Origin of the sequence: Rhizobium sp. YJ-22, assembly GCF_029601685.1 — a bacterium.
In the GTDB taxonomy this organism is placed as follows: domain Bacteria; phylum Pseudomonadota; class Alphaproteobacteria; order Rhizobiales; family Rhizobiaceae; genus Metarhizobium.
The window spans coordinates 468,688-485,141 of record NZ_JARRIR010000003.1 but is presented as its reverse complement, the minus strand read 5'-3'; the positions used below and the strand labels follow the sequence as shown (position 1 = coordinate 485,141).

The 16,454-nt window shown below is 64.8% G+C and carries 15 protein-coding genes; 3 read left to right on the top strand and 12 right to left on the bottom strand.

What is annotated here, in order from left to right; all coding sequences use genetic code 11:
* Nucleotides 1-7: 7 nt before the first annotated feature.
* The 5 genes from P7F60_RS10290 to P7F60_RS10270 are packed head-to-tail and all read right to left on the bottom strand — an operon-like array spanning nt 8 to nt 4,269.
* Complete coding sequence (locus tag P7F60_RS10290) at nt 8-979, bottom strand: biotin-dependent carboxyltransferase family protein (RefSeq protein WP_277917641.1); 972 nt, start codon at nt 977-979, stop codon at nt 8-10.
* Nucleotides 969-1,844 carry an allophanate hydrolase subunit 1 gene (locus tag P7F60_RS10285; RefSeq protein WP_277917640.1) on the bottom strand — a complete coding sequence of 292 codons (876 nt, stop codon included), beginning with the start codon at nt 1,842-1,844 and terminating at the stop codon, nt 969-971. The genes P7F60_RS10290 and P7F60_RS10285 overlap by 11 nt, the downstream gene beginning before the upstream one ends.
* Nucleotides 1,844-3,229 carry an acetyl-CoA carboxylase biotin carboxylase subunit gene (locus P7F60_RS10280; protein ID WP_277917639.1) on the bottom strand — a complete coding sequence of 462 codons (1,386 nt, stop codon included), beginning with the start codon at nt 3,227-3,229 and terminating at the stop codon, nt 1,844-1,846. The genes P7F60_RS10285 and P7F60_RS10280 overlap by 1 nt, the downstream gene beginning before the upstream one ends.
* Entirely contained in the window at nt 3,226-3,468 is a 243-nt protein-coding gene (locus P7F60_RS10275) for an acetyl-CoA carboxylase (protein WP_277917638.1), read from the bottom strand. The genes P7F60_RS10280 and P7F60_RS10275 overlap by 4 nt, the downstream gene beginning before the upstream one ends.
* Nucleotides 3,469-3,492: 24 nt before the next feature.
* Nucleotides 3,493-4,269, bottom strand: a complete 777-nt coding sequence (locus P7F60_RS10270; protein ID WP_277917637.1) for a 5-oxoprolinase subunit PxpA — start codon at nt 4,267-4,269, stop codon at nt 3,493-3,495.
* Between the two features lie 253 nt (nt 4,270-4,522).
* Between P7F60_RS10270 and P7F60_RS10265 the strand changes: the two genes are divergently transcribed.
* Nucleotides 4,523-5,425: a LysR family transcriptional regulator gene (locus tag P7F60_RS10265; protein WP_277917636.1), complete on the top strand. Its 903-nt coding sequence runs from the start codon at nt 4,523-4,525 to the stop codon at nt 5,423-5,425.
* A 17-nt stretch (nt 5,426-5,442) separates the two neighbouring features.
* Here the strand turns inward: P7F60_RS10265 and P7F60_RS10260 are convergent, their stop codons facing one another.
* Both P7F60_RS10260 and P7F60_RS10255 read right to left on the bottom strand, forming a co-directional pair.
* Nucleotides 5,443-7,521: a hydantoinase/oxoprolinase family protein gene (locus tag P7F60_RS10260; RefSeq protein ID WP_277917635.1), complete on the bottom strand. Its 2,079-nt coding sequence runs from the start codon at nt 7,519-7,521 to the stop codon at nt 5,443-5,445.
* A 75-nt stretch (nt 7,522-7,596) separates the two neighbouring features.
* Nucleotides 7,597-9,357 carry a hydantoinase B/oxoprolinase family protein gene (locus tag P7F60_RS10255; RefSeq protein WP_277917634.1) on the bottom strand — a complete coding sequence of 587 codons (1,761 nt, stop codon included), beginning with the start codon at nt 9,355-9,357 and terminating at the stop codon, nt 7,597-7,599.
* Between the two features lie 241 nt (nt 9,358-9,598).
* Between P7F60_RS10255 and P7F60_RS10250 the strand changes: the two genes are divergently transcribed.
* Complete coding sequence (locus P7F60_RS10250; protein ID WP_277917633.1) at nt 9,599-10,564, top strand: helix-turn-helix domain-containing protein; 966 nt, start codon at nt 9,599-9,601, stop codon at nt 10,562-10,564.
* Nucleotides 10,565-10,584: 20 nt separating this feature from the next.
* Here P7F60_RS10250 and P7F60_RS10245 read toward each other — a convergent pair whose 3' ends face one another.
* The gene (locus tag P7F60_RS10245; protein ID WP_277917632.1) at nt 10,585-10,896 is read right to left on the bottom strand and encodes a hypothetical protein; all 312 of its coding nucleotides are present in this window, start codon (nt 10,894-10,896) and stop codon (nt 10,585-10,587) included.
* 74 nt (nt 10,897-10,970) lie between these two features.
* Nucleotides 10,971-12,125, bottom strand: a complete 1,155-nt coding sequence (locus P7F60_RS10240; RefSeq protein WP_277917631.1) for an MFS transporter — start codon at nt 12,123-12,125, stop codon at nt 10,971-10,973.
* Nucleotides 12,126-12,492: 367 nt separating this feature from the next.
* Between P7F60_RS10240 and P7F60_RS10235 the strand changes: the two genes are divergently transcribed.
* Nucleotides 12,493-14,013, top strand: coding sequence for an ABC-F family ATP-binding cassette domain-containing protein (locus P7F60_RS10235; RefSeq protein WP_277917630.1), 1,521 nt, complete (start codon nt 12,493-12,495; stop codon nt 14,011-14,013).
* Between the two features lie 115 nt (nt 14,014-14,128).
* On the opposite strand, the gene P7F60_RS10230 is transcribed toward P7F60_RS10235, so the two are convergent.
* The 3 genes from P7F60_RS10230 to P7F60_RS10220 all read right to left on the bottom strand — a co-directional run bounded on the left by P7F60_RS10230 (nt 14,129) and on the right by P7F60_RS10220 (nt 16,430).
* Entirely contained in the window at nt 14,129-14,878 is a 750-nt protein-coding gene (locus P7F60_RS10230) for a GntR family transcriptional regulator (RefSeq protein ID WP_277917629.1), read from the bottom strand.
* Nucleotides 14,879-14,976: 98 nt separating this feature from the next.
* Nucleotides 14,977-15,738: an amino acid ABC transporter ATP-binding protein gene (locus tag P7F60_RS10225; protein ID WP_277917628.1), complete on the bottom strand. Its 762-nt coding sequence runs from the start codon at nt 15,736-15,738 to the stop codon at nt 14,977-14,979.
* Nucleotides 15,735-16,430 (bottom strand): amino acid ABC transporter permease, encoded by a 696-nt coding sequence (locus P7F60_RS10220; RefSeq protein WP_277917627.1) that lies wholly within the window; start codon nt 16,428-16,430, stop codon nt 15,735-15,737. Before P7F60_RS10220 ends, P7F60_RS10225 begins: the two co-directional genes overlap by 4 nt.
* Between the last annotated feature and the right edge of the window lie 24 nt (nt 16,431-16,454).

Below are 16,454 nucleotides of genomic sequence, written 5' to 3'. Positions count from 1 at the left end.
CCCCTTTCTAGGCCAGCGCCGCGCGCAGCCGTTCGAGCCCGACCTGGCGCTCCTTGCGCGCCGAAAGCGCCTCCTCCATCGTCACCTTGACGAAACGGGTGGGCGTATGCGGCTGCAACTGGCCGATCAGATCCATGTCGGCCGAAATCACCGTGCCGACCATGAAATAGCCGCCGCCGGAAACGGCGTCCCGATGCAGGATGATCGGTTCCGTACCGCCCGGCACCTGGATCGAGCCGTAGGGATAGCAGCTGTCGACGATGTTCGAGGGATCGGATCCGGCCCCGAAAGGCTGCTCGCGCTCCACGAAATCGAGCTTGCGGCCGCCCTTGAAACGATAACCCATGCGGTCGGCCTCGTTTGCCACTTTCCACTCGTCGGCGAAGAAGTTCTGTTGCGACTCCTCGGTGACCCGGTGCCAGTAGAGGCCCGGAAGCACGCGCAGCTCCGCCGGCATTCCCGGCTTGCGGCGCAGCGCCTCGGGCACGCTCCGGCCCTCGCCGGCAAGGCTGCCCTTGCCGACCGGCAGTTCGTCACCGGCCGCCAGCTGCCGGCCCTTGTAGCCGCCGAGCGCGCCGATCGGATAGGTCGAGCGGCTGCCCAGCGCTTCCGGCACGTCGATGCCGCCGGAAACGGCGATGCAGATCCGCGCCCCGGATTTCAGGAAGTCGAAGGTCAGCGTCTGGCCGGCCCTGATCTTGAAGGCGGTCCAGCCGGGCTGGGCGACGCCATCGACCTTGGCCGGCATGTCCGCACCGGTGACGGCGACCAGCGCATCCTCGGTGAATTCCAGCTTCGGGCCGATGAAGACGGCCTCCAACCCCGCCGCCCCCTCGTCATTGCCGACGAGCAGGTTCGCCGCGCGCATGGCAAGGCGGTCCATCGCCCCGCCGACGGGGATGCCGAGATGGAAATAGCCGGGACGGCCGAGATCCTGGACGGTGGTCGCAAGACCGTGATGGAGAACCTTAATGGCCATTGAGCATCCCCTCCAGCCTGGCGTTGGTGCCGTCGATGTCGTTCTGGAATGCGCGCAGGTCGAAGCTCACCTCGCGGATCGGCGGGGCAAAGCGTCCCTTGTCGACATCCTCGACGGCCTGGTCGTAGGCGTCGCGGTCGATCGGCTTGAACTTGACGATATCGCCCGGACGGAAGAACACCATGAAATCCCGCAGATAGCTGGTGGTCTGCGTCGGATCGAAGATCGGCATGGGCGTGATGCCGAACATCTGGTAGCCACCGGCGCCGCGCACCGAATAGATGCAACCGAAGCAGCCGCCATGGCCGACCGTCAGGCGCGGCGTATCGGTGCGCGGCCGCAGGTATTTCGGCACCTGGATCTGCCGCTGGCGCTCGACCATCTGGTACATGAAGGGCAGGCCGGCGACGAAGCCGACCATGGACACGAACCAGGGCGAGCCGGAATGCGCGGCGACGAAATCGTCGACCGAACCGTAACCGTTAATGCGCGCGGCATAGTCGAGATCGGTGCCGCCGGGCTCTTGATGGCGCTCGCGAAAACGCATCAGGGTCTCGTTCGTCCAGGGATCGTTGTAGAAGACGGGGATCTCGACGATGCGCGTCTTCAGCACCGGCTCGGCCCGTTCCGCCGCGCCCTCGATCGCCTTCACCTCCTTCAGCACGTCATCGGGATGGATGACATCGGGATCGAATTTGATCTGGAAGGAGGCATTGGCCGGGCAGATCTCGGTGACGCCCCGGATGGCGCTTTCCTTGACGCCCCTGGCCATGGAGAGGCTCTTGAAAAAGGCCTCCAGCGACATCTCCTCGCTGCATTCGACGAAGAGATGCTCGTCGCCCCCGAAAGAATATCTGGTGTTCATCAGGCAACCTCCGCAGTCGCGCCGGCTTTTGCGGCGAATTCGGTCTCAAGCCAGTGTTCGAGGAAGCGGGTGTCGAAGGACGCGCGCCGCACGCTGTCATCCGCCGCAAGCGCCAGATGCAGGGGAATGGTCGTCGGGATCCCCTCGATCACGAGGCCTTCGAGCGCGCCCTTCAGCCGCGTGAGGCAGGCCTCGCGGGTCTCGGCCCAGACGATCAGCTTGCCGACCAGCGAATCGTAGAAGGGCGGGATCGTGTATCCCTCGTAAAGCATCGTATCGAAACGCACGCCCTCGCCGTCCGGCACGCCGAGTTTCGTGATCGTGCCCGGCGCGGGCATGAAGCCTTTCGCCGGATCTTCGGCATTGATGCGGCATTCGATGGCATGTCCTCTTGCGACGACATCCTCCTGGCGGATCGACAGCGGCGCGCCGGCGGCGATGCGGATCATTTCCTCGACGAGGTCGATGCCGGTGATCATTTCCGTCACCGGATGCTCCACCTGGATACGGGTGTTCACCTCGATGAAATAGAATTCTCGCGTCGTCTCGTCATAGAGATATTCCACCGTGCCGGCGCCGCGATAGCCGACCTCGCGGGCAAGCGCGACGGCGCTGTCGCAGAGTCGGGCGCGCACCTCTGCCGGTAACAGGATGGAGGGCGCCTCTTCCCAGACCTTCTGGCGGCGGCGCTGCAGCGAGCATTCCCGCTCGAAGCAATGGATGAAATTCTTGCCGTCGCCGAGGATCTGCACCTCGACATGGCGTGCTTTGGTGATGACCTTTTCCAGATAAAGCCCGCCGTCGCCGAAGGCGGCGAGCGCTTCGGCCGAGGCCTGCGGGAAATGGCGTTCGAGATCGGCGAGGTCGCCGGCGATGCGGATGCCGCGCCCGCCGCCGCCGGCCGCAGCCTTGATCATGATCGGAAAGCCGGTTCTGTCGGCGACGGTCCGGGCTTCCTCGATCGTCGCCAGCCGTCCCGCGCTGCCGGGAACCGTCGGCACGCCGGCCCTCGCAGCCACCTCGCGCGCCGCCACCTTGTCGCCGAGCAGGCGGATGGCGTCGCCCTTGGGGCCGATGAAGATCAGGCCTGCCGCTTCCACCGCATCGGCGAAATCGGCGTTTTCCGACAGGAAGCCGTAGCCCGGATGCACGGCGTCGACGCCGGCTGCCTTCGCCGCATTCACCACGGCCTCGATGTTGAGATAGGATTTCTTCGGAGCCGGCGAGCCGATATCGATCGCCTCGTCCGCCATCTTCACCGCCAGCATGTCGGCATCGGCGGCGCTGTACACCTGCACGGTGCGAATGCCGAGCGCGCGCGCCGCCCTGATGATGCGCACCGCGATCTCCCCGCGGTTGGCAACGAGGATCGAGCGGATCGTCATGCCTCGACCTCGGCGATCACCTGGCCGGCCATGACGGGCTCCTCGTCATCGACGAGGAAGGCGATGTTTCTGCCTTCGACGCCTGCCGGCACTTCCTGGAACGTCTTCATCACCTCGATGAGCCCGATCGCATCGCCGCTCGCGACACTGTCGCCGTTGGCCTTGAACGGTGGCGCATCCGGCGAGGACGCCCGGTAGAATGTGCCCGGCAGGGGCGATCTGATCTCGATCTTGCTCATATTGTCTCTCTCCACTGTATAAAGTCAGCGCGCGGCCGCCGCCTGGACCGGCGCAATGCGAATGCCTGCCCCCACCAGAGCCTCGCGCATCTGGCGCACGATCTCGAAGGCGCCGAGCGTATCGGAATGGAAGCAGATGGATTCAAAGGCGATGTCGATGTCATGGCCCTTGACGGTCCGCACCTTGCCATCCCGGCAGGCGCGCAGGACCTTGCGGGCAATGGCGGCCGGATCGGGCCGCCCGGCATCGCGGGTGAAGACGATCGAACCGCTGTCGTCGTAATCGCGGTCGGCATAGAATTCGCGCACGACCGGCTGTCCCGCCTCCCGGGCCGCCTGGTAGGTCGCCGAGCCGCCCATGCAGAAAATCGCCGCATTCGGCTCGACCGTGCGCATGTACTGCACGAAGATCTGCGACAGCTCCGGATTGACCGCCATTTCCATGTAGAGCGCGCCATGCGGCTTCACATGCTGCAGGCGCACGCCATGGCGGTGGGCGAATTCCCTGATGGCGCCGACCTGATAGATCACGTCGTTGACGAGTTCGCGGGCGGTGCCGGCGATCTTGCGGCGGCCGAAGCCCTGAAGGTCGTTATAGCCGGGATGGGCGCCGATGCCGACGCCGTGCTCGGCCGCCAGCCGCACCGTCTCGTCCATCAGGTTCGGGTCGCCGGCATGAAAGCCGGCGGCGATGTTGGCGGAACTGATCAGCGGCATCAGGCTGATGTCGTCGGTATCGCCGACGCGCCAGCGGCCGAAAGCCTCGCCCATGTCGCAATTGATGTCGACGACCTCACGCACTGCCTCTTCCCCACATGCTTTTCCTGATGAAGGCCACGCTAGGCCGTTTACCGCCTTTTGAAAAATTCTATTTTCATATAGACGAATTCTGAAATTCAGAATGAACGCCTGTTTTTATCGCGCGACAAACCCGATAGGAAACAAAAGCATAGCTTGAGCTGCCTGAAACGGGGCAGCTTTCTGCCGGTTTCGTGATCAGGCGTTCTGATTTTTCGATACCCGGCCGCAACAAAACAGAAGGCCCTGGACAGCCGTGACGCTCAGCTTCCGACAGATCCGCTACTTCGTCGCCACCGCCGAACTCGGCCAGATATCGCAGGCGGCCATCGACCTCTCCATCTCCCAGTCGGCGATCACGACGGCCATCAAGGATCTGGAGCGGATCGTCGGCGCCAGCCTCTTCCTGCGCACCTCGCACGGCATGGACCTGACGCCCGCCGGGCGGCAGTTCCTCTCGCACGCCTACGAGATCCTCAAGAAGGTGGACGAGGCGACGCATCTCAATGTCGTCAGCAGCGAGATCGAGGGCACGCTGACGGTGGCCGCGACCTACACCGTGATCGGCTATTTCCTGCCGCTGCATATCGAGCGGCTGCGCCGGCTGTTTCCCCGGCTCGAAATCCAGCTCTTCGAACTCAACCGCGAATCCATCGAGGAAGGGCTTCTGAGCAACCGCTACGACATGTCGGTGCTGCTGACCTCCAACATCCTCAACCCGGCGCTGGTGACCGAGAAGGTGCTGAGCTCGACCCGCCGGCTCTGGCTGCCGGCGCAGCATCCGCTGCTGCAGGCCGAAACGGTGGGCCTGAAGGAGATCGCCGACGAGCCCTACATCATGCTGACCGTCGACGAGGCCGCCCATTCCGCCCTGAAGTACTGGAGCGCGACGCCCTACCAGCCGCGCGTCATCCTGCGCACCTCGTCGGTGGAGGCGGTGCGCTCGCTGGTCGCCAACGGCCAGGGCGTCGCCATCCTCTCCGACATGGTGCACCGGCCCTGGTCGCTGGAGGGCCGGCGCATCGAGACCGTCAATATCAGCGATCCCGTACCCGCCATGGACGTCGGCCTCGCCTGGCGGCGGAGCATGGATCTGACGCCGCCCATGCTCGCCTTCCGCTCCTATTTCCAGCAGGCCTTCCACCTGCCGGAACGCTGACCGGCCGTGTCCCATCCCTATTGCCGTGTCAGCAGGTAGCTGCCGCTCTCGTGCAGCACGCTCGTCCAACCGGGCTCGATGACGATGGTGGTCGTCACCTCCTCGATGATCGCCGGACCGTGGACGATGGCGCCCGCGCCGAACTTCGCGCCGTCATAGACGGGTGTGGACGTCGCCTTGCCGGACTGATCGAAGATCGCGTTGCGATGCCCCTTCAGCGCCTGTTCGGCCGTGCCGCCGGCGGCAAGCGTCGGCGGGCGCACCTTCTCGATGCGGCCGTAGAGCGTCGATTCGAGGTTCACCACCTCGACCGTGCTGTGACGCTCCGCATAGGTGTAGAGCTCTTCGTGCCGGGCGTGGAACGCGTCCTTGACCTGCTCGATGGTGGTCTCGTCGATGGGGAATGTGCCGATATCGACGGTGCATTCATGCACCTGGCCGACATAACGCATGTCGATCGAGCGCCTGATGTCGATATCCCCGGGCGCGAAACCGTCCGCTTCCAGATGCGCCACGCCCTTCGCCTCGATCTCCTGGAAGAGGCCGTCGATGCGCGCATAGGCCGCCGCATTGTCGAGACGCACGGGCGCCGGGGCCATGTAATTATACTTCACGTCGGAGATGATCTGGCCGAAGGCGCAGAGACCGGAGGCCAGCTTGGGCAGGATGATCGTATCGATGCCCATGTCGCGTGCGAGCGCCGTGATATGCGCCGCCGTGGCGCCGCCGGCCCCGACCAGCACGAAATCGCGCGGATCGTAACCGCGCTCGACGGAGACGCGGCGAATGCCGTTGACCATGTTGTTGTTGACGATGGCGAACATGCCGTAGGCTGCCTGTTCGACGGAAATGCCGAGCGGCTCGGCGACGCGCGCCGCCGCGGCCCGCGCCTTGGCGACATCGAGCGGCAGCTTGCCGCCGAGCAGCCCTTCCGGGTTGAGATAGCCGAGCACGAGATTGGCGTCGGAGGTGGTGGGCTCGACACCGCCCCGGCCGTAGCAGGCCGGGCCCGGCTCCGAGCCGGCCGATTGCGGGCCGACCTGCAGCAGGCCAAGCGGATCCACCCAGCCGATCGAGCCGCCGCCGGCGCCCAGCGTCTCGACCTGGATCATCGGAACGCCGATGCGGTAGCGCAGGAAGTCGATGTTCTTGTTGAGGTTGGTCTGGCCCTCGCGGGTCAGGGTGATGTCGAAGGACGTGCCGCCCATGTCGACGGTGATGACATTCCGGTGACCGAAGGGCGCACCGGCATAAAGCCCGGCCTGCGGCGCGGAGGCCGGCCCGGAATTGATGGCGTAGACTGAGCGGTCGCTCATCACCTGGCCGATGGCAAGCCCGCCGTTGGACTGGAAATAGCGCACCGGCTGCCTGGCGCCGAGCGCGCGGAAATAGGCATCCACCGCCGCGATATAGCGGCGCATGACCGGCGCCAGATAGGCATTCGTCACCGCCGTCGAGGTGCGGGTATATTCGCGCACCTGCGGATAGAGCTCGCTGCCGACGGTCAGGATCGTCTCCGGCATCATCTCGCGCACGATTTCGGCCGCGCGCCGCTCATGGCTGGGGTCGAGCACCGACCAGACGAAGGAAATTGCGACCGTCTCGACGCCCTCCTTCAGGAACAGCCGGCAGGCTTCACGGACATCGTCCTCGTCGAGCGGCGTGCGCACCGAGCCATCGGACAGCACCCGCTCGCGCACGCCGCGCCGCAGGTAGCGCGGCACGAGCATGGTCGCGGCCGGATAATCCGGATCGTAGCGAAAGCCGTCTTCCTTGTGGCCGTTGCGGATCTCGATGGAATCCTCGTGGCCCGCCGTGCAGATCAGCCCCGTCCGCCCTCCGCGATGGGTGATGAGCGCATTGAGGCCGACCGTGGTGCCGTTGATGCAGAGGTCGCAATTGGCGATGATGTCTTCGATCGGCTTTGCGAGATCGGCGGCGATCAGCCCGAGGCCGTTCTCGATCGCCCGGGTCGGGTCGGAGGGGGTGGACAGCGCCTTGAACAGCTTGACCTCACCGGTCGCCCGGTCGGCGATGACGAAATCGGTGAAGGTGCCGCCGGCATCGATGCCGAGGCGATAGGAATGCATGGTCATGTCTGGTCTTCCTTGAAGCATTTCCAGCGGGAATGCGCAGCGCACTTGCGTCCGGAAATGCGGTAGAACAAAGAGTTAGCAGGTGGCGCGGAGCCGTTCTGTCTCGGCGGCATCGACCGCAAGCGTCTCGGGATCGGCGATGGCGACGCCGTAATCGCGCCGGGCGCCCTCAATGGAGACGAGGCCGTTTCGCACGTCCGTCACGACCTTTTCCACCGGCCGCTCGAAGGGATTGCCGAAGCCGCCGCCGCCGGGATTGAGGTTGGTGATCGTCTCGCCTGGCCGGATGGTCTCGATGATGTTCTTGCGCTCGACCTCGACCTTGCCGCCACGGCGCAACTCGACGCGCCCCACCTTGGTATCGACCATGGCGGATGTCGCGCCGGCCGCGCCCATCGCCGGAATGCGGCGACCCTCGCCGAAGCCGATGCACAGCATGTCGCCGTTAAGCGGCTCGACCTCCCAGGCCGTGCCCGAGCCGCCGCGGAATTTCCCCGCGCCGCCGGAATCGGTCATCAGCGAATAGCGATGGATGACGATGGGATAGGAATATTCCAGAAGCTCCACGTCGCCGGAGGTCAGCGCCCCGAAGCAGCATTCCGGGCCGACGGCGTGCCAGCCGTCCTGCTTTGGCGTCGCGCCGCCGCCGGAGATAATGGTGGCGAGAACCATGGTGACGAATTCCTCGCTGGTGCGGGAATCGCGGCCGGCGATATTGAGGCCGTTGGCATGGCCCCAGGAGGCCGAGACCTTGGAGGGCACCGCCTTCTCGAAGGCCAGACGCACGGCATCCGTCAGCGTCTCCATCGGCGTTGTCGTGCAGTTCATGTGCGGGGCCGGCTCCTGCGCGTTGCAGAGCGTGCCCTTCGGCCCGAAATCGACGCTGACGCAGCGATAGAGCCCTTCATTGTAGGGCGGCGGCAAGGCGGCGAACATCATCAGGCCGAGATAGACGCCGGAATGGGAATTGCCCTCATAGGAATTGATGAAATAGGGGATCTGCGGCGGGCTGGCGATGGCGATATGGCAGGCGTCGCCGGTGATCGTCACCGTCGCCCTGATCTCGAAATCGCCGAAACCGTGGCCGGCGTCCTCCAGGATGGCGGCGCCCTCATAGGTGCCGTCGGGCACGGTGGAGATCAGCGCCCGCATATGCCTGTCCGCCATGTCGAGCAGCGTGTCGACGCAGGCATCCACCTGCTCCTTGCCGTATTTGTCGAGCATGGCGAGGAGGTTGCGCTCCCCCACCTGGCAGGCGCCGATCAGGGCGCGGAAATCGCCTTCCTGGTCGCGGCGGGCGCGCATGTTGGTGAGGATCATGTTGAGCACGTCATGGCGCGGCTTGCCGCGATCCCAGATCTTCACCGGCGGAATGCGCAGGCATTCGGCATAGATTTCGGTGGCGTTGGGGTTGTAGCCCGCCGGCACCGGGCCGCCGATATCGGTAAGGTGTCCCTTGCAGACCGTCCAGTAGACCAGTTCCCCCTTGTAGAAGACCGGCTTGTACATGCAGGTATCGATGGCATGGCTGCCGCCGAAGGCCGGGTCGTTGTGAAGGATCAGGTCGCCTTCGTGGATGTCGTCGCCGAAGAAGGCCGCCACCGCCTTCATGGCGGGAATGAGCGAACCGAGATGGATGGGGATGTCCTGGCCCTGCAGGATCATCTCCGGCCGCCCGTTGAAAAGCGCCGTCGAATAGTCGTGCGCCAGGTTGAAGACCGACGAGCGCGCCGTCTTTTCGAGCGCGAGCGTCATTTCGCGCTGGGTGGTCTCGAGCATGCCGCGCACCACCGAAAGGGTGATCGGATCGACCTTGGAAGTCTGGGTATGAAGCATCGTGTTCACGCTGGTTGAGGGCGAGAACCGACGGCCTGGAAACCGGTCGTATCGCTGAAATATCTGTTCCCTGGGCCGCCGGCATCTGTCGCGCCGTTGAAGCCGGGATCAATCTAGGCAGAGTTTTTCGTGGCGGTCTTTGCAGCCGGGGAACAATGAATTGCGCAAGCGCGCACAAGCTGCCATTTTCGTTGCCTGGCAGATTTCCTGTGCGTACCTTTGCCTGAAGAGGGGAAGCCGCATGAAGACGAGCATCACCACGAGCGCGACACGCGCCCCGGACCGCAGCCGCCACTGGCACGAGGCCATCGCCTCGGCCTATTTTCCGCTCGACCTTCGTTTCCGCGATGCAGACCAGTTTTCCGGCGACCTGACGACCTGGCAATTCGGCGGCGTCTCGATCTCGCGTCTGACCTGCGACGCCTTGCAGTATCTACGCCTGCCGCACCATTTTCGCGGCGCGCGCGAAGAGGAATTCCTGGTAACCGTACCGGCCAAAGCAGAGGTTTTCTTTTCGCAGTGCGGGCGGGAAGTGAATTGCCGACCGGGTGGGTTCTTCCTCGAGCGCAGCAGCGAGCCGTACCGGTTCAGCCATGCCGAGGCGGCGGACATGTGGGTTTTGAAGGTGGAAGCGGATGCGCTGGGCGGGCGCATGCGCGCCCCGGATCGCTTCTGCACCTTGCAATTCGAGGCCAACAACGGCGCCGGCGGCCTGTTCACCGACATGCTGCATCTCCTGCCCGGCCGCTTCGACGGCATGACGCAGGAAGCGAGAACGACGGTGGGCCGCCAGCTTGTCGACCTGCTGGTTCTGGCGATCAAGGCCGACGACCGCGTGCTGACGTCCGGCAACTCCACCGTGCGCAGCGCCCACCTGGCCCGCATCGAGACCTATGCGCGCGCCCATCTCCAGGACTTCCGCCTCGACCCCGAGCGCATCGCCCGTGCCTGTGGCATCTCCACGCGCTACCTGCATGAGCTCTTCAGGGATACCGGCGACACCGTTCGCAACTGGATCCGCGACCAGCGGCTTTCAGCCTGCCGCGAAGCGCTTGCCGACCCGAACAACATCCAGACGGCCGCCGAAATCGCCTATCACTGGGGCTTCAGCGACCAGACCCAGTTCTCCCGCGCCTTCAAGGCACATTTCGGCGTCCCGCCGGGAGAGTTCCGCGAAAGAGCACGCGCCGACGCAGCCTGCGCATAACCGTATGGCTTCATCGCCCTCTACCCCTTCGTGACGAATGCGATCTTGCGCACGGGATAGGCGTAAGCTTCACCGCTCTGGTAGACGAAGCCCTTTCGGGACAGGCAGGCGCGCATTGCAGGTGAGCCATAGGCGCCGGCATGAACGCGAACGGCGCCGATCGATCCGTTGGCGTACAGACTGCACCAGGCGCGCGCATTGTCGTAAGCGATCACGAGCCGCGGGTCGGCGGCCACGGGGACCGCGCCGTAAAGATACAGGGACCGCGCCTGCGCCATCTCCGCCGTGCCGATCAGGCCCAGCACCACGCCCAATGTCAGCGTCAATTTCATCCGTTTTCTCCCGCCAGTCGATGTCGCGGGTAACGGGACAGGGATCGATTTGTTCCCGGATTCCCCGGTGTTTTCTACCGCCGCCGCGCAAACACCAGCAAGACGGTGAAGGCGGCGAGGCCGAGGCCGACGGAGAGCGGGCCGGCTTGCGGGCCGGCGGCTTCCATGATGGCGCCGGTCAGGCCCGAGCCGGCGGCGCTGCCTGCCGCATAGACGAGCGCGAAGGCGGCCGCACCAGCGACCAGCATGGCCCCGCTGTAGCGCTCGCCGAGGATGGTGAGCGCGCAGGTGTAAAGCGAGAACACCGCCACGCCCATCAGGGCGAAAATGCCGAGGATCGCGATTTGCGACGTCATCGACGGCAGCATGAGATAGCTGAAAGCGGCGGTGCCGACGGCGGCGAGCGCCACGCGTTCGCGCGGCAGCTTGTCGAGCAGCACGCCGATAAAGGGCTGGGCAAGCGCGGTCGGCAATGCCAGCACCGTGACGCTGAGTGCGGCGAAGGATTCGCTGTAGCCCATCTTCACGAAATAGACCGGCATGGCGGAAATCGCAGCGATATCGGCAAAGCCGAAGATGAAGACCATGCCGACGAGAACGGGAGCGGCCTTGAAGAAGCGGAAGACATCGGCCGTCGAGGACGGTTCCGGCACCGTCCTGGTTGAAAACATCAGCATCGCGGTGGCGAAAGCGACGATCGCGAGATAGACGGCGGTCAGTGCAAAACCGAGCCCGCCGGCGCTGCCGAACAGCGGAATGGCCAGCGGCCCCGCGGCAAAGCCGCCACAGATGCCCATGCCGTAAAGGCCGGATACCCGACCGCGCAGGCGGTCCGGACAGGCGGCGTTCAGCCAGGCCTCACCCAGCATGAAGATCATGCTGGTGAAGAAGCCGAGCAGGAAACGCGCGACGCCCCAGACGACGAAGGACGACGAGGCCGCGAAGGTGGCCAGGCACAGCGAGCAGACCACGAGGCTGAAGATGATCAGCCGGTCGGGTCGCCAGCGCGCGGTAAGGCTGCCGACGAGCAGCGTCGAGGCCCCCATGCCGGCGGCATAGGCGATGGCGTTGACGCCGATCAGCGACGACGAATAGCCCTGCGCCTCCAGCGTCAGCGAGACCAGCGGATAGGTGAGCCCCTGCGCCACGGAAAACGCAGTCACGCCCAGCACGACGGCGATGATGGCCGACCAGTCCGGCGACAGGACCGATGAAGACGAGGACTGCATGAGGGGCTCCCTGCCGCATGCGGGCGGCGCGACATCCATACATCTCCCGCGCCGTTTTGGAAAGCCGGCCTCGCCCGGCCGTGGGTATGCGCGCCCGCGCCGGTTGCCAAGCGCGCCCGCCGATGGTATCGCTTGTCCGTTCGCAACACGTAAGAGGGGGCTGCGCGTGAAACACGAATTTCTGCCACACCGCACGCATGGTCCCAATCCTGCCCTGCAGATGCGTTTGCAGGGCTGATCGGAACGAACACTCTTCTGGTCCGCCTGTCCGGCGATGCGGCTTTCTCCGCATCGAATATCCATGTGCCCTTTCGCGTGATCGACGGCCGATGCCGCGCCGCGAGGCCTTGAAGACCAGAGATTTCTCATGTCGCTCATCAATATCCGTGCGCTCGGCGTCACGCTCTCCACTCCGCTGTTTGCCAATCTCAACCTCGCGGTTGCCGCCGGGGACCGCATCGGCCTCGTCGCCGCCAACGGGCGCGGCAAATCCACGCTTCTGCGCTGCATCACCGGCGATTTCGAGCCCACCGGCGGTGAGATCACCCGCGCCCGAGGCCTCACCGTCGGGCATATGGAGCAGAACCTCGCTCCTAGTCTGGAAAGACTGACCTTCCGCGAAGCGGTGCTCGATGCGCTGCAGCCCGAGCAGCGGGACGGCGAAAGCTGGCGGGCGGATGTGACGCTCGAGGAGCTCGACGTGCCCGAAGCCCTGCGCGAACGTCCGCTTGCCGCGCTGAGCGGCGGCTGGCAGCGCATCGCACTGATTGCCCGCGTGCGCGTCAGCGAACCGGATGTGCTGCTGCTCGACGAGCCGACCAACCATCTGGACCTCGAAAAGATCGCTCGGCTGGAAAGCTGGCTTGGCACGCTGCCGCGCGACATGCCGGTCATCATCTCCAGCCACGACCGCGCCTTCCTCGATGCGGTGACCAACCGGACGCTCTTCCTCAGGCCCGAGCGCTCGCAGCTTTTCGCCCTGCCCTATTCTCGGGCCCGCACCGCGCTTGACGAAGCGGATGCGGCCGAGGAGCGGCGCTTCGAGAAGGACATGAAGGCGGCCGCGCAACTGCGCCAGCAGGCGGCGAAGCTCAACAATATCGGCATCAATTCCGGCAGTGACCTGCTGGTCGTGAAGACCAGGCAATTGAAGGCTCGCGCCGAGCGGATCGAGGATGCGGCGCGGCCCGCCCATCAGGAGAATTCCGCCGGCGCCATCCGGCTCGCCAATCGCGGCACCCATGCCAGGGTTCTGGTGACGCTGGAGGATGGTCCCGTGGAGACGCCGGATGGCGTCCTGCTCTTCCGCACAGGCCAGAAATTCATCTGCCAGGGAGACCGGATCGCGCTGCTCGGCCTGAACGGCACCGGCAAGACACGGCTGGTGCGGCGGCTGAAGTCGGCGATAGAAGGCATTGCGCACGTGGGCATCAAGCCGACGCCCTCGCTGGTGCTCGGCTATGGCGACCAGGCGCTGTCCGAGCTTAGCGACACGCGCACACCGCATGACACGATCATCCACCGCTTCGACGTGGGCGACCAGAGGGCGCGCAGCCTGCTGGCGGGCGCTGGCTTTTCCGTGGAGATGCAGGGGCGGCCGGTCGGCCAACTCTCGGGCGGGCAGAAGGCGCGGCTCGGCATGCTGGTGCTGCGCCTCATGACGCCGAACTTCTATCTGCTCGACGAGCCGACCAACCATCTCGACATCGAGGGGCAGGAGGCGCTGGAGCGGGAGTTGACCGCCCAGCAGGCGAGCTGCCTCTTCGTCTCGCATGACCGCGCTTTCGTGCGGGCGGTGGCCAACCGCTTCTGGCTGATCGAGAAGCGACGGCTGATCGAGGTCGACGGGCCGGAGGAATTCTTTGCGCAGGCAGCCCTGTCCGCGTGAAGCGATGCGCCTTGCCGGGGCGCCGCTGAGCACCGGCAAGGCGGGAATGCCACGCCGCCCTCATCCCCCGGTGGGGGCGACGGGATCGGCCCCGCGTCCAGACCTGTTGAAAATCTCACGTCCCGTTGGGCGCGACGTCCGGCAAGGGCCCCGCTTTGTCCCGTTTCGGCCGGGCATCGGCGGGCGTATAATGCTCGTAAAGCTTCTGGTCGATGTCGTCGATCGAGCCGTTCCGCACGAAATCCACCAGCCGCTCATGCAGCTCGACCTCGCCGGTGCGGTCTGCGACGCTGGCCCAGTCACGCAGGAAAACGATGATCGTGTGCTGGGCGAGACCTTCCCAGATCTTGGCTGCGAGTTGATTGCCGGAATGGCGCACGATGGCGCGATGAAGCTCCATGTCGATCGAACCGAGCGCCAGCGGGTCTCCCGATCCGACCAGACTGCGCATACGCGCGATGATCTCTTCCAGTTCCTCGAGAAGAGGGCCGCGGTCGAACCCCTCGCTCATGATCCGCCGCAGGACGACGCGCTCGATCGCGTGTCGAAGCTCGAACAATTCCGCGACACGCTCCGCGCTGTAATCGGCGACCCGCATCCCGCGCTGATCGCCTTCGACGAGAATGCCGCGCAGGTGCAGTTTCTGGATCGCCTCGCGGGCAGGCATTCGGCTGACATTCAGCATGGTGGCCAGTTCGGCCTCGGTGATGCGCTCTCCCGGGCTCTTCTCACCCATCGCGATGGCAAGAACGATGCGTTCCTCGACTTCATCGGCGGTGGTCTTCGAGCGCGGGATCGCCGAAAGTGCGGAAGCCCGCGCTCCGGGCGCGGGCAAGCCGTGATTTTGCTGTTTCTCCGTCGCCAATCAATTATCCTTTATGTCCGGTCTCTTGCCGGCCCAAACCGGCGATCAGAGTGATTATCTGCTCCACCGAAGAGGAACGGCAAGGAGCGCCTGAATAGTCAGCTTTCCTGCTGCGCCATGCGCAGGAACGCCTTGGTGCGCGGCATGCGCGGCGCGGCGAAAAACTGCTCCGGCGGGGCCTCCTCGACGATCTGCCCCTGATCCATGAAGATCACGCGATCCGCAACCTGTCGTGCGAATCCCATTTCATGGGTGACCACGATCATCGTCATTCCTTCGGCCGCAAGAAACCGCATCACTTCCAATACCTCTCCCACCAGCTCGGGATCAAGGGCGCTGGTCGGCTCATCGAACAGCATCGCCTTGGGCTCCATAGCCAGCGCGCGGGCAATCGCGACGCGCTGTTTCTGCCCTCCCGAAAGCTCCTCCGGCCAGGAATCGACTTTATTCGCCAGCCCGACGCGGTCAAGCAACGCCACGCCGCGGCGCTCGGCCTCGGCGCGCGTCAGGCCACGAACCCGTACAGGCGCCTCCGCCACATTCCCGAGCACGTTCATATGCGGGAAGAGATTGAAATCCTGAAAGACCATGCCGAACTCGCGCCGCGTCGCGTCGATCTCGGCACGCGGGCGCGCCACGATACGTCCGCGCACGATATCGCGATAGGCGATCTTGCCGTCCAGCCTGATCTCGCCCGCTTCCGGTTCCTCCAGATAGTTGATGCAACGCAACAGCGTCGACTTGCCGCTGCCGGAAGGGCCGATGATGCAGATGACATCGCCCTTCGCCACGCTGAGCGAGACGCCCTTGAGAACCTTCAGCTCGCCATAGGATTTCTCGATGCCGTTCAACTCGATCATGCCTGTCCGCCCTTCTGGCGCCGCCGCCTGCGGGCATAGCCGCCGCTGGTCCGTTTTTCCAGCCAGCGCACAAAAAGGGCGGCCGGGTAACCCACACTGAAATACATGATCATGCACACGGTGTAGATGGTGAAGTACTGATAGGTTCGCGCCGCGATGATCTGCCCCGAAAAGAGAAGTTCCTGCACGGTGACGACCGACGCGAGAGCCGTATCCTTGAAGAGCGAGATGAAATAGTTGCCAAGCGCAGGAGTCACGGTACGTACGGCCTGCGGCAGGACAATGCGTATGAATGTCTGGCTGCGGGACATGCCCAGCGCCGAAGCCGCCTGCGTCTGCCCCTTGGGAACCGATTGAATTCCCGCACGGTAGACCTCGCTCAGATAGGCGGTGTAATGCAGCGTCAACGCCACCAGCGCGGCGACGAAGCCGTCGAGCCTGATTCCGACACCCGGCAGCACGAAATAAATGTAGACGAGCTGCAGGACGAGGGGGGTGCCGCGCAGCAGCTCGACATAAGTTCCGCCGACCAGCCTGACCAGGAAATTCCCCGACATTCTGCTCAGCGCCACCGGGATTGCCAGGGTCAAGCTCAACGTGATGACGATCAGCGTCATCAGGATAGTCATGCCGAAGCCGCGCAGCAGCACGGGATAGTATTCCGCAACAACCGACAGGTTTAGAAGGTCCATCATATTCCCCGCTTGAGGCAAGGC

What these genes read in the sequence shown, in the direction of transcription:
- P7F60_RS10255 (WP_277917634.1), bottom strand. Translation starts at nt 9,357, where the DNA reads ATGCTTCATACCCAGACTTCCAAGGTCGATCCGATCACCCTTTCGGTG.
- P7F60_RS10220 (WP_277917627.1), bottom strand. Translation starts at nt 16,430, where the DNA reads ATGGACCTTCTAAACCTGTCGGTTGTTGCGGAATACTATCCCGTGCTG.
- P7F60_RS10285 (WP_277917640.1), bottom strand. Translation starts at nt 1,844, where the DNA reads ATGAACACCAGATATTCTTTCGGGGGCGACGAGCATCTCTTCGTCGAA.
- P7F60_RS10250 (WP_277917633.1), top strand. Translation starts at nt 9,599, where the DNA reads ATGAAGACGAGCATCACCACGAGCGCGACACGCGCCCCGGACCGCAGC.
- P7F60_RS10275 (WP_277917638.1), bottom strand. Translation starts at nt 3,468, where the DNA reads ATGAGCAAGATCGAGATCAGATCGCCCCTGCCGGGCACATTCTACCGG.
- P7F60_RS10290 (WP_277917641.1), bottom strand. Translation starts at nt 979, where the DNA reads ATGGCCATTAAGGTTCTCCATCACGGTCTTGCGACCACCGTCCAGGAT.
- P7F60_RS10240 (WP_277917631.1), bottom strand. Translation starts at nt 12,125, where the DNA reads ATGCAGTCCTCGTCTTCATCGGTCCTGTCGCCGGACTGGTCGGCCATC.
- P7F60_RS10225 (WP_277917628.1), bottom strand. Translation starts at nt 15,738, where the DNA reads ATGATCGAGTTGAACGGCATCGAGAAATCCTATGGCGAGCTGAAGGTT.
- P7F60_RS10280 (WP_277917639.1), bottom strand. Translation starts at nt 3,229, where the DNA reads ATGACGATCCGCTCGATCCTCGTTGCCAACCGCGGGGAGATCGCGGTG.
- P7F60_RS10235 (WP_277917630.1), top strand. Translation starts at nt 12,493, where the DNA reads ATGTCGCTCATCAATATCCGTGCGCTCGGCGTCACGCTCTCCACTCCG.
- P7F60_RS10260 (WP_277917635.1), bottom strand. Translation starts at nt 7,521, where the DNA reads ATGACCATGCATTCCTATCGCCTCGGCATCGATGCCGGCGGCACCTTC.
- P7F60_RS10245 (WP_277917632.1), bottom strand. Translation starts at nt 10,896, where the DNA reads ATGAAATTGACGCTGACATTGGGCGTGGTGCTGGGCCTGATCGGCACG.